Origin of the sequence: Corynebacterium spheniscorum, assembly GCF_900113445.1 — a bacterium.
Taxonomy (GTDB): Bacteria; Actinomycetota; Actinomycetes; order Mycobacteriales; family Mycobacteriaceae; genus Corynebacterium; species Corynebacterium spheniscorum.
In genome coordinates this window covers 26,607-41,266 of sequence record NZ_FOPJ01000012.1, presented here as the reverse complement: position 1 = coordinate 41,266, position 14,660 = coordinate 26,607, and the positions used below count along the sequence as shown (strand labels likewise).

The following is a 14,660-nucleotide window of genomic DNA, read 5'->3' as shown; positions in this document are numbered from 1 at the left end:
GGCTGGGGCATTAACATCAGGCTTGTGCGTAGTGATCTTTCCCTTTCGCCCATCGCGCAAGCCTATGGCGGCCAGCCGCGCCCCGATGGTTCCACTGTCGCTTGGCACTATGGCAACCCGCTCGGCGAACAGCGCGCCCTCGAGTCCCGCGCGGTGCTTATCGACCGCTCCGACCGCATCATCTTCAAAGTCAGTGGCGAGGATGCCCCCGACTTCCTCAACCGCCTTCTTTCCCAAAAACTCGATGACCTCCCCGAAAATCTTCGCACCGAGGCCCTCGACCTGGACATGAATGGCCGCATCCTCCACCACACCGGCATCGTCCGCCTCCCGGACGCTTTCTACCTCGATGTGGATCCTGCCCAAGCCGATTCCCTCGAAAAATACCTCTCCATGATGATCTTCTGGGCGAAGGTGGAAATCTCCCGTACGGACCTTGCGCTGCTCACCATCCTCGGAGAAGCACCCCGCTATGAATCAGTAGTCTCCGATGCCGTTCATGAATGGCCGGGGGTTGCCCGTCGAGATCTGCTGGTGCGGCGTGAGGACATGCTTGATGTGGTCCGCTGGTTCGCTGGGCATCACGTGAGTCTTGCCGGCACCATGACTTTTGATGCCATACGCACCCGCGCCGTCATCCCCGATCCTTTAAAAGACCTGGATCATAAATCCATCCCCCATGAGGTTCCTTCCTGGATTGGTCGCCATGGCCGGCTTGGTGCGGTGCACCTGAATAAGGGTTGTTACCGCGGCCAAGAAACCGTAGCGCGAGTCGAGAACCTCGGTCGCTCCCCACGGGTTTTGGTGATTGTGCATCTCGATGGCTCCGCCCCAGAGCTGCCGCCTACCGGCGCTGAAATTAAAGCGGGCCGGCGCACCGTGGGGCGTTTAGGCGAAGTGATACAAGACTGCGACTACGGCCCCATGGCGTTGGCTTTGGTGAAACGATCTGCGCTGGACTCCACTGAACTTCAGGCAGAAGGCGTGGCCATAAATGTTGATCCTGATTCCCTCCCCGCAGAGGAATCCGAACAAGCCGGACGCAAGGCCATCGATCGCCTCAAGGGACGCTCTTAACCGCTTCACCCCCACAAAGGGGTAGCGTCGCTTTGGCGCTAAAGTGCCTCACACTTTGTGCCCATTACCCGCCCGGCGCTGCGCCTCCGCTTATCTATCACTTGCCACCACAACCGCGACTCATCTCCGCAGCTCAAGATGCAGAGGGGAATTTTTCGCGCGTTCGGGCTATGGTATTCAGCAGGAACAGACAGACACGTTAAGCCGATGGGGCATCCGAATATCCCGGGATTGCCCTGGACACTCCAAGGGGGTCAAGGCATGGGTCGCGGTCGCGCGAAGGCAAAACAGACCAAAGTTGCTCGCCAACTGAAGTACAACACTCCGCAAATGGACCTCGAGTCGCTCCAGCGCGAGCTCGCTGGGAAGTCTTCCCGCCGTTTTTATGAGAGCAGCTCTCATGACGAAGAGGAGTACTACTCGGATCCGTACGCGGAATACTGGCGTGATGAGGACGGAAACCGCAAGGTCTCCGGCCAAGGCTAGTTAACTCGCTACTAGGCGGTGCGCACTGCGCGCACCGCCTTTTGGCGTGCGCTCTAGTAGCCGGGGTGCTCCCCGCTCATCAGCACAGACTCATCCCCATCCTGGGCGCTGCGTACGGTACCTAGCTCAAAGCAATCAATATGGCGTGCGGTCAGCATCGCCAAGGCACGGTCGCGATCTGTTGGTGCCACCACCGCAATCATCCCCACACCCATATTGAAGGTCTTCTCCATCTCCTCGCGGGACACATTCCCTAGCGACTGAATGGTGCGGAACACCTGCCCCGGGGTCCAGGAGCTACGCGAAACCTCAGCCACCAACCCATCCGGGATCACCCGCGCCAAGTTTCCGGCCAACCCGCCACCGGTGACGTGACAGAAGGTATGCACCTCACATTCAGTGGCCAGGGCGAGGCAGTCCTTGGCATAAATCTTGGTGGGCTCCAGGAGTTCTTCACCTAGGGTGCGGTCGAACTCTTCCATGTAGGCATCCAAGCTCAACCCGGCACGCTCTAAGAGCACATGGCGCGCAAGCGAGTAACCATTGGAGTGCAGCCCGGAAGAGGCCATCCCAATCAGCACATCTCCGGCACGCACTTTATCGGGGCCAAGGAGTTCTTCAGCTTCCACCACACCCACGGCGGTGGCGGAGACATCGTATTCTTCCGGTTCCATAACCCCTGGGTGTTCAGCGGTTTCCCCGCCCAGTAGTGCGCAGCCAGCCTGCACACAGCCTTCGGCAATACCGGAGACGATCTGCGCAATATGTTCTGGGACGACCTTGCCGATAGCAATATAGTCCTGCAGGAAGAGCGGTTCGGCACCGCAGACCACCAAGTCATCCACGCACATGGCCACCAGGTCAATGCCGATGGTGTCATGCTTATCCATGGCCTGTGCCACCGCTAATTTGGTGCCCACACCATCAGAGCCTGCGGCCAGCAGTGGTTCTTTGTATTTGCCTAAGGCAAAGAGTCCAGCGAAACCACCCAGGCCTCCGCGGACCTCGGGACGGGTGGCGCGTTTAGCGTGCGGGGCAATCAGTTCGACGGCGCGATCTCCGGCCTCAATGTCGACACCGGCGGCGGCGTATGAAGCACCTTCTTGCTTGCTCATTATTCTCCTGTCGTCGTGCCCTGGAGTCGGCGCACCAAATCAGCGTTTTTATTTAGTTGCGGCAAGCCCAAGGGGTAATGCCCATCGAAGCAAGCCGCGCAGAGATCCTGCGGTAGCTGCTCGGTGGCTTCAATCATGTCCCCGAGGGAAAGGAAGCCCAGGGTATCAGCCCCGATGGCGGTGCATACCGCCTCAATGACTTCCGATTCCCCACCGGGGCTGCCGGAATTAGCGATCAATTCCCCGGGGCTGGCGAAGTCAATGCCATAAAAGCATGGCCACTTCACCGGCGGGGAGGCAATCCGCACATGCACTTCTGCTGCCCCAGCTTCGCGCAGCATACGGATCAGCGCGCGTTGGGTATTACCGCGCACGATGGAGTCATCCACCACGATCAGACGCTTGCCTTCAATCATGTCGCGCAGCGGGTTGAGCTTAAGGCGGATACCTAGCTGGCGCAGGGTTTGGGAAGGCTGGATGAAGGTTCGGCCCACATAGGCGTTCTTCACCAGGCCTTGGCCGAAGGGGATGCCGCATTCGCTGGCATAGCCCACGGCTGCTGGGGTGCCGGAATCTGGCACGGGGATGACCAGGTCCGCATCCACTGGGTGCTCGCGGGCTAGGCGTCGCCCGATTTCCACGCGGGAGGAGTACACATCACGGCCGCGGATCACTGAGTCTGGGCGGGCGAGGTAGACGTATTCAAAAACGCAGCCTTTATGCGTGGCTGGTGCGAAGCGTTCCGAGTGCACGCCGGCGGCATCAATGGCGACCATTTCGCCGGGTTCGATTTCGCGAACAAAGGAGGCGCCCACAATATCGAGGGCACAGGTTTCTGAGGCCACTACCCAGCCGCGTTCTAGTCGGCCTAAAGCCAGGGGGCGTACCCCGTGTGGGTCGCGGGCAGCGTAGAGGGTTTTGCCGTCGGTGAAGGTGAAGCAAAAAGCGCCTTCGAGCCGCGGCATGATCTTGCGTGCGGCATCAAATACGCTGGTGTTTTCATCTACTTCCTTGGCCAGCAGCGTCACCAGGATATTGGTATCGGAGGTGCACGCATCGCCGCGGATGAGCCCGTATTCTTGGGCTTCTACTAAGAGTTCGGCGGAGTTGATGAGGTTGCCGTTATGGCACAGCGCGATGTCGGTGCCATCGGGTGCAACACCGAAGATGGGTTGCACATTATTCCAATCCGCGCTGCCGGTGGTGGCGTAGCGGGTATGGCCGATGGCGATATCGCCTTGGAGGGCTTCGAGGGAGGTTTCATCGAATACTTGGGAGACCAGGCCGATGTCTTTGAATACGACGACTCTTTCGCCGTCACCGACTGCTATTCCGGCGGCTTCTTGGCCGCGGTGTTGGAGGGCGAATAGACCAAAGTAGGTAAGTTTGGAGACTTCTTCACCGGGGGCCCATACCCCGAATACACCACATTCTTCTTTGGGTGGCTGTTCGCCATGGTCATCAAGGTCCGAGGCCCGCGACAGGTCGTTGGTTACCACGTTTGCCATGGTAGCTGGTTCTATGTGGACAAACGAACTACCGGCAGGCTGTGGGAAATCTCCTGTGCGCGGGTGCCGGAAACACTTACGTCTGGAAGCGTTTCTAGATCCGCAATTCCGGTTGCTAGCTGCAGCCATGCGAGTGGAGTGCATTCCACAACATTCGGTGGGGTCCCCCTGGTGTGGCGCGGGCCCTCGACACATTGGACAGCCACAAACGGGGGTACTCGTACTTCGACGGAATGGCCCGGGGATTCCTGTGCCAGCATCCGCGCACTTAAACGAACTGCGCGGGCTAACTCCATCCGGGTTGGTTCCGCTTCTCCCTGAGGATCGCGGATCCACGCGGCTATTGCCTGAACTGCTTCCACTACCTCAGCAGGATCAATCTTCGCCATGCTTCTTACTCTATGTCCTGATCAAAGTCAGAGAGGTTCTTGCGGATCATCCCCACCCGCGCGGCATTAAGGATCGCCAAGATGTCGATGACTTCCTGCGCAATGGCACCTAATAGTGGGGTCAGTACACCACCGACAGCCAAGAGCATGCCGATTATGGACAGCCCCATTCCGCCGAGCACTGATTGTAAGGCAATGCGGCGCATGCGATGACCAATGTGGATCAGGTCATCAACACGTTCTAAGGAGGAATCCAGCACCACCGCATCGGCAGCTTCCATGGTGATATCCGAGGACGCCCCGAAGGCAACACCAGCGGTGGCTGCGGTCATAGCCGGGGCATCATTAATCCCATCGCCGAGGAAGAGAGTGGGGCCACCGGCGGCGCAGTCCTTAACGATGGCGAGTTTTTCTTCTGGAGACATATTTCCGCGAGCTTCGCTGATGCCCACGCTGTTGGCTAAGCGTTCCACTTCAGCTTGACGATCACCCGATAGGATCATGGAGCGCTGCACTGCATGCTGGCGTGGCAGATGAGAGATGAACTCTTTAGCTTGGCTGCGAGGTTCATCATGAAAGGTGAAGGTGGCGGCATATTCGCCATCGATCAGCATGATGGATTCCATGCCGGTTTCAGCCTTAGCCTGCGGCAGGTTAGGGACTGCGGCGCGACTGGTTAAACGCACCTCATGCCCACCAGCTTGGGCGATAAGCCCCTTGCCGGGTTCTTCACGGACTTCGGTGACGGTAGGTTGTTCCAAGCCCTTGGCGGCCTCTATAAGAGCGTGGGCTAAGGGGTGTCGGGAGTATTCCTCGACAGCTGCAGCTAAGGCGAGGACTTCCTTTTCATCCCGGGGGGTGTCAATGGCACTAAGTGTTGGGCGGCCATACGTAAGAGTGCCGGTTTTATCGAAGATGATGGTCTGGGTGCGGCCCACATCTTCTAACATCGCGGGGTTCTTAATGATGATGCCCCGGCGAGCGCTGAGCGAGATGGCGCCAATAATGGCCACTGGTACGCCAATGAGTAGCGGGCAGGGGGTAGCCACCACAACGACGGCTAGGAAGCGGGAAGGGTCGCCACTAATAACCCAGCCAAGAGCGCCGAGGCTAAGGGCCACCAGGGTGTACCAGGCACCAAGTCGGTCCGCGAGGCGGCGCATGGGTGGGCGGTTTTCCTCAGCTTCTTTGAGCACCCCGACGATCTGGGCGTAGCGAGAATCCTGGGCGAGGCGTTCAGCGCGGACCTTTAAAGCGGTATCGCCATTGACAGCACCGGAGATCACCGCGGAGCCGGAGGATTTGGGGATCACATAGGGCTCACCGGTGAGGAAGGACTCATCCATTGACCCACGTCCACTGACCACTACCCCATCGACGGGACAGAGTTCATGGGCTAAGACGATGATTTCATCGCCGACGACAATATCGTTGGCATGGATATCCACTAACCCTTCGGGGGTTTCTTTATGCGCAATACTTGGACTTCGCTGAGCCAGGGCTTTGAGCGTGCTGGAAGCTTTGGCGGAGGCAGCCTCTTCGAGGGCTTCACCGCCAGAGAGCATGAGCACGATAATGGCGGCGACAAGCCATTCCCCAAGGATTGCTGCGGAGACAATAGAAACAGCGGCTAAAAGGTCCGCGCCGCCGCGGGCGGCGATGGCGCCTTTAATAACGTCGATGGTCAACGGCACCCCGGCGACCAAGGTCAGCAACATAAGTGGCCAGTCGGCGGGGGATTGTAGACCGATAGCGTAACGCAGGATGAGGTGGATAATTATCGCTACTAAGGTGGCGGTGGCGATGATGCCATCACGGGAAGCAAAAAAGTTGGAATTGGTTCTCATTTCCATCACAACTCTTATATTCCTCAAAGAAATATGCTTTCACCAGCTAGGATGCTCTTGCCTAAGTCCAGTTAGCTAAGGCATAGTGAGAGAGAGGTGATACCTAGCAGAGTGGGGACGGCCGTGACTTTCCTGATCATCATCTTCGCGCTACTAAGCGCCTGGGCATTATTCGTGGCCAAAGTCTGCCCCAAAGGTGAATACCGCGGCATTTCCTATTCGCACCTACCAGGAATAAGAACACCGCGACTGTTGAGTTCCCAGAAAGCCTGGAAAGCCGGGCATGCAGCGGTGACAACTTATTTTGAGGGGTTAGCGCTGTACTTTGCTTCCGCCGGGGCGTTGGTTTTTGTTTTGGCTTTGGCCAAAAGCACCATGGACCTGGGGATTTTCTCTGCGATTGTGATTTCCGTGGGCTGCATTGTGGTGCTGATGGCGTTAATGAAAGCAGATTCTGCCGCACAGAGTTTGCAGCAGTGAACGTCATACACCCCCGTCTTAGCCTAAATTTAATGTGCCCTGCCCCACAGGTAAGGCATGATGTTGAGCATTCCCCTCGCCCCTTCTCTTCAGGAAAGATCTACCCTATGACTGAAGTTCAATTATTTACTGAAAAAAGTCACCGTTCGGCTGAATTAACACTTCGTTTCCTGGCCGCCCCAACTGATGTGTTACTTGCTGGTAGCCATGGTGTGGGCGGCGGTCGCGTATTGGAGTGGATTGATAAGGCGGCGTATGCCTGTGCGGTGCAATGGTCTGGCACCTACTGTGTGACGGCATATGTGGGCCACATTCACTTCACCCGACCGATTCCTTCGGGCCACATGGTGGAGGTGCGGTCGCGGATCGCGATGACTGGCCGTAGCTCCATGCATATTGTCAATGAGGTGTTCTCTGCGGACCCGCGCGAAGGGATCTTCACCCGGGCCTGTGATTGCCTGGTGATCTTCGTGGCGAAGGATACTGAAACCGGGAAGACCGTGAAAGTGCCGGATTTCATTCCGAAGAATGCGGAAGAAGAGCGCGTGCGAGAAGCTGCACTTTCGCGGATTGAGCTGCGTCAAGCCATTGAGACCGAGATGCTCGAGCAAACCTATGATGGCGAATCTCATGCTCCGCGGTTGATTACCCGCTTCTTGGCGAAGCCCTCGGATGTGAACTGGGGCGGCAAGGTGCATGGTGGCACGGCCATGGAGTGGATTGATGAGGCCGGTGCGGCGTGCACCATGGAGTGGTCTGGGGAGCACACCGTGGCGGTGTATGCCGGTGGGATCCGCTTCTATCGTCCGATTGCGATTGGCGATTTAATCGAGGTGGATGCGCGCATGATGCGTACTGATAGCCGCAGTATGCAGATGTCGGTGCATGTGCGTTCGGGTGCTCCGCGTGGTGGCCGCGATGAGCTCAAGGATGCCATCCATGCCACGGTGTCTTATATTGCGGTGGATGATGATAATAATCCTCTTCCGGCACGGCATTTTGAGCCGGTGACAGAAGAGGATAAGCGCCTAGCGGAACACGCCACGACCTTGCGGAAGCTTCGTGCGAAGTATTCCCCGCAACCGTTGATTACCCCGGGATTGCCGCGGCATTTGAGTTAACAGGTGCAGGGCCCGCCGGTTTGGACGATGACCATCCACACGGCGGTGAGGTGTAGGACTGCAGCGACGATGGTGGCAGTGTGGAAGTGTTCATGGAAGCCATACCAGGTGGCTTCACGGCCGGGCCATTTGAAGGCGTACACGAGTGCGCCGACGGAGTAGACCACACCACCAGCAAAGAGCAGCCACACCACGGTGGGGCCAGCGTTGCTCCATAGTTCTGGGAGCAGTGGGATGATCAGCCACCCTAAGAGTAGGAAGACGACGGGGTCGATCCAGCGTGGGTGGTCGATCCATACGAGGTTTAAGATCACGCCGATAAAGGCGCCGAACCAGGCGAGTGCGAGCATCCAGGCAGCCTGGTGTGGTGCAAGCACAATCATGCATAAAGGTGTGTAGGTGGCGGCGATGAAAACGCCGATGGTGGCGTGGTCGGCGCGCCTCCACCAGGTGACGGTTTTTTGGCTGGCCCAAGGGCCGCGGTGGTAAGCGGCGGATACTGCGAATAGCTGGAAGAAACATAAAGTATAGATGGTCACGCCGATAGCCCACAGGGTATTCAGGGTCATCCAGGCATAGGTGGTTAGTACGGTGCCGGAGATAACTGAGGCTAGTGCGGTGACGAGGTGGAACCAGCCGCGGGCGTGCGGTCGGATGCCACGGTCAATCACCCACCGGGTTTGTGGGGTGAGCTGGAAAGGCTCGATGCTGGTTTTGGTGCGAGACAAGGCAAAACTTTCTATGTGCCCGAAGTGATGCGTGCTGCTCCATCAACCTTCGATAACGTAAGTTACTGTTCCGTAGTCTACGCAGTGTCGTGGGATCACACAATCGTTTGAGACGAAAGTAGCCCCGCTCTCTAGGCGAAGGAAGCGGGGCGAGGCGGCTGAGGTGCCGAAAGGAACCTAGGCGACCACGGAGTTGGCGCCAGCGGCATGACCGAAGAGTCGGGGCAGGGTTTCTGCCCAGGCTTTGCGAAGTTCTGCCACCTTAATGGAGACCACGCCGAAATCGAGTTCAGTGGAATCGGTGGTGTTTCCTACTCGCGTTGCACTCAACCCGGCGCGGCTAACGCGGGAGAGTAGCGCCTCAGTCTTTTCTGGGGCACAAGCCACCAGAGCTCGGGAAGCGCTCTCGCTAAAGAGAGCCACGTGTGGGGTTTCGTGAATACGTGTCAGATCAATGTTGGCCCCAACGTTATTGCGGAAGCACATCTCTGCCAGGGCTTGGAGGAAACCGCCTTCGGAAAGGTCATGGGCGGCGGCGATATCGGTGTTGCCGACGAAGAAGTCCGCGAGGGCGGCTTCCTTGGCGAGATCCACCTGCGGCGGGAGGCCGCGCAGCTCGTTGTGGACGACCTGCTGGTAGATAGAACCGCCGAATTCTTCTTTAGTGTCGCCGAGCAGGATGAGGTCCTGGTTGGGGTTGGCGTCATGGCCGAAGGCATTGTGCACATCGTCGATCACACCGAGGACACCGACAACCGGGGTGGGCAGGATGGGTTCCTCACCGGTCTGGTTATAGAAGGACACATTGCCGCCGGACACCGGGATGTTGAGCTCCACGCAGCCATCGGCGAGGCCGTGGACAGATTCGCGGAATTGCCACATGACATCGGGGTTTTCCGGCGAACCATAGTTGAGGCAGTTGGTGACTGCGACGGGGCGGGCACCGGTGACCGCAACATTACGGTGGGCCTCAGCGAGTGCCAGGCGGGCACCCATATTGGGGTCGAGCTTGGTGTAGCGCCCGGATGCATCCGCGCTGACTGCGATGCCGCGGCTGGTGTTTTCATCAATGCGCAGCACGCCGGCATCGGAGTGCTTGGCTTTGACGGTGTTGCCGCGGACGTAGCGATCATATTGTTCGGTGATGAAGTCCCGGGAGCACAGCGCTGGGGAGGAGACCATGTCCAGCATGGTTTGGCGGAGGTCTTCGGGGGCTTGAACCTCGCCGCCGGATTGGAGTTCATCCTGCCAGCTGGGGCGTGCCCAAGGACGCTCGTATTCGGGGCCTTCATTGGCGATGGTGTGAGCGGGGGCATCTACAACTACTTCGCCTTGGTGGCGAATGATGAGGTGTTTGCCTTCGGCGACCTCACCGATTTCGGCGCAGGTGACATCCCAGTGGGCGCAGATTTCCTTGAAGGTTTCAACATTCTCCGGGGTGACCACAGCGCACATGCGTTCCTGGGATTCGGAGGCCAGGATCTCGGCGGCGGTCATGTTCTTGGCGCGCAGCGGAACCTTGTCGAGGTTGATTTCCATGCCGCCATCACCGGAGGCGGCGAGCTCGGAGGTAGCGCAGGCAAGGCCGGCTCCGCCGAGGTCCTGGATGCCGACGACCACACCGGCGCGGTAAAGGTCGAGGCAGCACTCGATAAGCACCTTTTCGGCGAAGGGATCGCCGACCTGCACGGCCGGGAGTTTGCGTTCCTCGCCTTCTTCGAAGCTCTCACTAGCCAGCACGGAGACACCACCAATGCCATCCAGTCCGGTGCGGGAGCCAAAGAGCATGACCTTGTTGCCAAGGCCAGAGGCGAAGGCGAGTTTGAGGTCTTCGACTTTGAGGGTGCCTACGCAAAGCGCGTTGACCAGGGGGTTTTGTGCATAGGATTCGTCGAAGACGGTCTCGCCGCCGATATTGGGCAAACCTAGGCAGTTGCCATAGCCGCCAACACCGGCCACCACACCTGGGAGGACGCGTTGGGTATCGGGGGCATCGGCAGGGCCGAAGCGGAGTTGATCCATGACCGCGATGGGGCGTGCTCCCATGGCCATAATGTCGCGGACAATGCCGCCTACGCCGGTTGCGGCACCTTGGTAGGGCTCGACATAGGAGGGGTGGTTGTGGGATTCCACGCGGAAGGTGACGGCGTGACCGTCGCCGATATCCACCACGCCGGCGTTTTCGCCGATGCCGGCGAGGATTTTCTCGCCCATTTCTTCGGTGGTGGTTTCGCCGAAGTAGCGTAGGTGCACCTTGGAGGATTTATAGGAGCAGTGCTCGGACCACATGACGGAGTACATGGTGAGTTCTGCGTCCGTGGGGCGGCGGCCGAGGATTTCGCGGATGCGTTGGTATTCATCCTCTTTGAGGCCGAGCTGGAGGTAGGGCTGTTCTTGCTCGGGGGAAGCGATTGCCGCTTCGACGGTGTCATTATGAATGGACATCGAGAACTCCTTAGGCACCGATAGCGGATAGGAACATTCCCAGGCCATCGGTGGAGGGCCCGGTGAGTGCTTCGACAGCATGCTCGGGGTGCGGCATGAGGCCGACGATACGGCCATCGGCGCTGCTGATACCGGCAATGGCATTGATGGAGCCATTGAAATTATCGGTGTAGCGGAACACCACGCGGCCTTCTTCTTCCAGCTCCTTGATGGTGTCTGCGGCGGCTTGGAAGCGACCTTCACCATGCTTAGCGGGGATCAGGATTTTTTGGCCTTCCGCATAGTTGCTGGTCCAAGCGGTGCGGTTGTTGGCTACCTCGAGGTAGGTATCCACGCAGTGGAAGTGCAGGCCTTGGTTGCGGGTAAGAGCACCGGGGAGCAGGCCAGCTTCGGTGAGGATCTGGAAACCATTGCAAATGCCAAGTACGGGCATGCCTTCTTTGGCGCGGTCGATGACCGATTGCATGACTGGGGCGAGCGCAGAGATGGCGCCACTACGTAGGTAGTCGCCATAGGAGAAGCCGCCGGGCACCACGACAGCATCCACGTTTTTAAGGTCGCTGTCGGCATGCCAGAGTGCGACAGCTTCAGCCCCGGCGATGCGGACTGCGCGGGCAGCATCCACATCATCCAGAGTGCCGGGGAAGGTGATGACTCCGATCCGGGCGTTGGTCACTCGGTCTCCCCCTCGATGACCTCGAAGTCTTCAATCACAGTGTTTGCCAGCAGAAGCTCTGCCATTTTTTCGAGGTCGGCGCGACTAATGTCCGCGCCGTCTTCGACCTCGATTTCAAAGCGCTTGCCTTGACGCACATCCTTGATGCCGCTGATTCCGATGCGTCCGAGTGCTCGGACTACGGCTTGCCCCTGGGGGTCCAGGATCTCAGTCTTCGGCATAACGTTTACCACTACACGGGCCACAGTTATCTTCCCTTTTCTTCGCCAGAAACGGACGTCCGTCCACACAGCCTATCTGAGCTGCAGGGTTGAATCAGATTGTGGGCGCTTCCAAGGGGGAGAAAAAGGGGGTGGAGCCCCGGGTGGGAAGTGGGGTTGGACAGGTTCGAGACCGGGCCCGACGCAGCGCTTAGCAGGATGCTAAACCGGGCCCGAGGCAGGGCTCGGCATGCGGGGTTGTGGGGTGCCCACGTGAGGTTTGTGCCAGAGTTCCGCGAGCTTTGTCGTGGTTCACGTGGGCTTGGTATGAGCCCAGAGGGGTGCCGCGTTGGTAGTTTAGGCTTCTACCCCGGTGGCTTGGTTGATCAGCCATGCCATTTCTTCGGCGGCTTGACGCCAACGTGCATAGCGTCCGGAGACACCACCGTGGCCGGCTGCCATCTCTGTTTTCAGTAGGAAGTTGCCGCCGGTTGCGGTATCGCGCAGCTTGGCGATCCACTTGGCGGGTTCCACATAGAGCACGCGGGTGTCATTAAGGGAGGTCACCGCCATGATGTTGGGATAATTCTGGGCACTGACATTCTCATAGGGCGAATAGGAAGCCATGTAGTCATAGACTTCAACATCCTCGAAGGGGTTGCCCCACTCTTCCCACTCCCCGGTGGTCAGCGGAAGCTCAGGCATGAGCATGGAGGTCAGCGGATCGACGAAGGGCACATCGGCTTGGATGGCCTGGAAAAGATCCGGGGCCATATTGGCCACTGCACCCATAAGAAGACCACCAGCCGAACCACCATTGGCCACCAGTTTCTCTGGTGAGGTGAGCCCCATCTGAACCAGGTCACGGCCCACGGCAATGAAGTCGGTGAAGGTATTGCGCTTCTTCAGCATCTTGCCGTGGTCGTACCAGGCGCGCCCCATTTCGCCGCCGCCGCGAACATGCGCGAAGACCACGATCATGCCGCGATCAAGCATGGAAAGCCGACCAATAGATAGCGAAGGATCAGAGCTGATCTCATAGGAGCCATAGCCGCTAAGGATGGTTGGCCGCGGGGTGGAAAGATCCAAGTCCTTGCGGTGAATGATGGAGACCGGAATGCGGGTGCCATCGGCTAGCTCAGTCCAATGGCGTTTCGCCTCATATTTGGTGGGGTCGTATTCACCCAGGATGGGTTGTTCTTTTAGCAGCGTCTTTTCTCCGGTGGCCACCTCATAGCTATAGAGCCGGTAGGGGGTCACATAGGAGCCATAGCCCAGCCACAAGGTGGGGGCATCCCATTCTGCGAGGCCAGAAAGGCCGAGGGTGTAGAGCTCTTCTTCGCTCGGTAATTCCTCGAAGGTGGTGTAGCCCTGCTCATCAAGTTTCATCACCGCGGCAGTGCTTAGAGCATTAGCGCGGTAGCTGAGCACAATATGATCCCGGCAAGGCTCAGCACCTTCTAGGCGAACATCGCTGCGGTGCGGTACCAGGCTGCGAAGCTCCTTGAGGCTGGGCAGCTCGTTGCCATAAACGGCCGCGCATTCACCGAGGGCATAGTTTTCGCCCTCGGTGTTGTGCAGTACTAGCCAGCGGTTTTCACCAGCCACCAAGGCATGTTCGACTTGGTATTCCACTCCGGTTTCTCGCGGCCATAGTAATTTGAATTCGCCTTCCGCATCTTCGGTGGGAAGGGCGTAGATCTCGTTGGTGGTTTTAGAGCCCGCCTCAATAAAGAGGTAGTCACGAGAGTGCGACTGCCCTACCCCGACGCTAAAGCGGGGGTCGTCTTCTTGGAAGACCAATACGTCGTCAGATTGTGGGGTGCCGACCTTGTGCCGCCAGATGCGGTTGGGGCGCCAGGATTCATCCACGGTGAGGTAGAAGAGCACCTCATCATTAGCCCAGAGCGCACCATAAAACAGTTCGGTGAGTTCATCTTCGAGGAGCTCCCCGGTGCTGAGGTTTTTGATTCTGAGGGTGAAGCGCTCATCGCCGTTGATGTCTTCGGAGTAAGCCAGAAGGCCCGCCCCGGGGCTAACACTCAGTGCTCCGAGGGAGAAGAATTCGTGGCCTTCGGCTAGCTCATTGCTATCAAGCAGGATTTCTTCACCAGGGAGTTTTTCATCTTCCGGGATATACGGCGGTAGCCATTCGCGAAGGCGTTGGCTGGGGTCTGCGTCGATGCTGCTGGAGTGTGCTTCGGCAACCGCGGTGGGGTTATCGGCGAAGGCCTCGGCCTGGGTTTGTAATGCCGGGTCATCGGCGCGCACGCGGCACGAAAGACCATAGTCTTTGCCTTCTTGGGTACGCGAGAAGTACCAATAGTCGCCGCGGCGCACCGGGACGGAAAGGTCGGTTTCTTTTACTCGAGATTTAATCTCTTGGTAGATGTTTTCCGCCAGGGTGTCCAGGTGCGCGGTCTGTTGTTTGGTGAACGCATTTTCTTCCTCGAGGTACTTGATGACCTCGGGGTTTTCTTTTTCGCGTAGCCACTCGTAGTTATCAACAAACTCGCGTCCGTGGTGGACGCGAGTTGTGGGTTCTTTTTTGGCGACCGGGGCATTCTGTTCAGACATGTCCTTGATCG

The 14,660-nt window shown here is 58.4% G+C and carries 13 protein-coding genes; 4 read left to right on the top strand and 9 right to left on the bottom strand.

Annotated elements, in window-relative coordinates:
- The first annotated feature begins 24 nt into the window (after positions 1-24).
- Together ygfZ and BMZ01_RS08765 are read left to right on the top strand one after the other, a co-directional pair.
- A complete protein-coding gene (gene ygfZ, locus BMZ01_RS08770; protein WP_092286534.1) occupies positions 25-1,077 on the top strand; it encodes a CAF17-like 4Fe-4S cluster assembly/insertion protein YgfZ in 1,053 nt (350 codons plus the stop codon).
- A gap of 261 nt (positions 1,078-1,338) precedes the next feature.
- A complete protein-coding gene (locus tag BMZ01_RS08765) occupies positions 1,339-1,563 on the top strand; it encodes a DUF3073 domain-containing protein (protein WP_092286594.1) in 225 nt (74 codons plus the stop codon).
- 53 nt (positions 1,564-1,616) lie between these two features.
- Here the strand turns inward: BMZ01_RS08765 and purM are convergent, their stop codons facing one another.
- Genes purM through BMZ01_RS08745 form a run of 4 tightly spaced genes read right to left on the bottom strand, consistent with a single transcriptional unit; the run spans position 1,617 to position 6,422 of the window.
- Positions 1,617-2,678: a phosphoribosylformylglycinamidine cyclo-ligase gene (purM, locus tag BMZ01_RS08760; protein WP_092286532.1), complete on the bottom strand. Its 1,062-nt coding sequence runs from the start codon at positions 2,676-2,678 to the stop codon at positions 1,617-1,619.
- Complete coding sequence (purF, locus tag BMZ01_RS08755; RefSeq protein WP_092286530.1) at positions 2,678-4,186, bottom strand: amidophosphoribosyltransferase; 1,509 nt, start codon at positions 4,184-4,186, stop codon at positions 2,678-2,680. The genes purM and purF overlap by 1 nt, the downstream gene beginning before the upstream one ends.
- Positions 4,187-4,197: 11 nt before the next feature.
- Positions 4,198-4,575: a sterol carrier family protein gene (locus BMZ01_RS08750; RefSeq protein ID WP_092286528.1), complete on the bottom strand. Its 378-nt coding sequence runs from the start codon at positions 4,573-4,575 to the stop codon at positions 4,198-4,200.
- Between the two features lie 5 nt (positions 4,576-4,580).
- Positions 4,581-6,422 (bottom strand): heavy metal translocating P-type ATPase, encoded by a 1,842-nt coding sequence (locus tag BMZ01_RS08745; protein WP_223845930.1) that lies wholly within the window; start codon positions 6,420-6,422, stop codon positions 4,581-4,583.
- 123 nt (positions 6,423-6,545) lie between these two features.
- Between BMZ01_RS08745 and BMZ01_RS08740 the strand changes: the two genes are divergently transcribed.
- Both BMZ01_RS08740 and BMZ01_RS08735 read left to right on the top strand, forming a co-directional pair.
- Positions 6,546-6,902: an SdpI family protein gene (locus tag BMZ01_RS08740; protein WP_177180134.1), complete on the top strand. Its 357-nt coding sequence runs from the start codon at positions 6,546-6,548 to the stop codon at positions 6,900-6,902.
- A 107-nt stretch (positions 6,903-7,009) separates the two neighbouring features.
- Complete coding sequence (locus BMZ01_RS08735) at positions 7,010-8,023, top strand: acyl-CoA thioesterase (RefSeq protein ID WP_092286522.1); 1,014 nt, start codon at positions 7,010-7,012, stop codon at positions 8,021-8,023.
- On the opposite strand, the gene trhA is transcribed toward BMZ01_RS08735, so the two are convergent.
- The 5 genes from trhA to BMZ01_RS08710 all read right to left on the bottom strand — a co-directional run bounded on the left by trhA (position 8,020) and on the right by BMZ01_RS08710 (position 14,658).
- Entirely contained in the window at positions 8,020-8,751 is a 732-nt protein-coding gene (gene trhA, locus BMZ01_RS08730; RefSeq protein ID WP_223845929.1) for a PAQR family membrane homeostasis protein TrhA, read from the bottom strand. The genes BMZ01_RS08735 and trhA overlap by 4 nt on opposite strands.
- Before the next feature lie 177 nt (positions 8,752-8,928).
- Positions 8,929-11,196, bottom strand: coding sequence for a phosphoribosylformylglycinamidine synthase subunit PurL (gene purL / locus BMZ01_RS08725; protein WP_092286518.1), 2,268 nt, complete (start codon positions 11,194-11,196; stop codon positions 8,929-8,931).
- 10 nt (positions 11,197-11,206) lie between these two features.
- Positions 11,207-11,872: a phosphoribosylformylglycinamidine synthase subunit PurQ gene (gene purQ, locus BMZ01_RS08720; protein ID WP_092286516.1), complete on the bottom strand. Its 666-nt coding sequence runs from the start codon at positions 11,870-11,872 to the stop codon at positions 11,207-11,209.
- The gene (gene purS / locus BMZ01_RS08715) at positions 11,869-12,117 is read right to left on the bottom strand and encodes a phosphoribosylformylglycinamidine synthase subunit PurS (RefSeq protein ID WP_092286514.1); all 249 of its coding nucleotides are present in this window, start codon (positions 12,115-12,117) and stop codon (positions 11,869-11,871) included. Before purS ends, purQ begins: the two co-directional genes overlap by 4 nt.
- A 312-nt stretch (positions 12,118-12,429) precedes the next feature.
- Positions 12,430-14,658: a S9 family peptidase gene (locus tag BMZ01_RS08710; RefSeq protein ID WP_395891012.1), complete on the bottom strand. Its 2,229-nt coding sequence runs from the start codon at positions 14,656-14,658 to the stop codon at positions 12,430-12,432.
- Positions 14,659-14,660: the final 2 nt, after the last annotated feature.

What these genes read in the sequence shown, in the direction of transcription:
- BMZ01_RS08765 (WP_092286594.1), top strand. Translation starts at nt 1,339, where the DNA reads ATGGGTCGCGGTCGCGCGAAGGCAAAACAGACCAAAGTTGCTCGCCAA.
- purM (WP_092286532.1), bottom strand. Translation starts at nt 2,678, where the DNA reads ATGAGCAAGCAAGAAGGTGCTTCATACGCCGCCGCCGGTGTCGACATT.
- purF (WP_092286530.1), bottom strand. Translation starts at nt 4,186, where the DNA reads ATGGCAAACGTGGTAACCAACGACCTGTCGCGGGCCTCGGACCTTGAT.
- BMZ01_RS08750 (WP_092286528.1), bottom strand. Translation starts at nt 4,575, where the DNA reads ATGGCGAAGATTGATCCTGCTGAGGTAGTGGAAGCAGTTCAGGCAATA.
- BMZ01_RS08745 (WP_223845930.1), bottom strand. Translation starts at nt 6,422, where the DNA reads ATGAGAACCAATTCCAACTTTTTTGCTTCCCGTGATGGCATCATCGCC.
- BMZ01_RS08735 (WP_092286522.1), top strand. Translation starts at nt 7,010, where the DNA reads ATGACTGAAGTTCAATTATTTACTGAAAAAAGTCACCGTTCGGCTGAA.
- purL (WP_092286518.1), bottom strand. Translation starts at nt 11,196, where the DNA reads ATGTCCATTCATAATGACACCGTCGAAGCGGCAATCGCTTCCCCCGAG.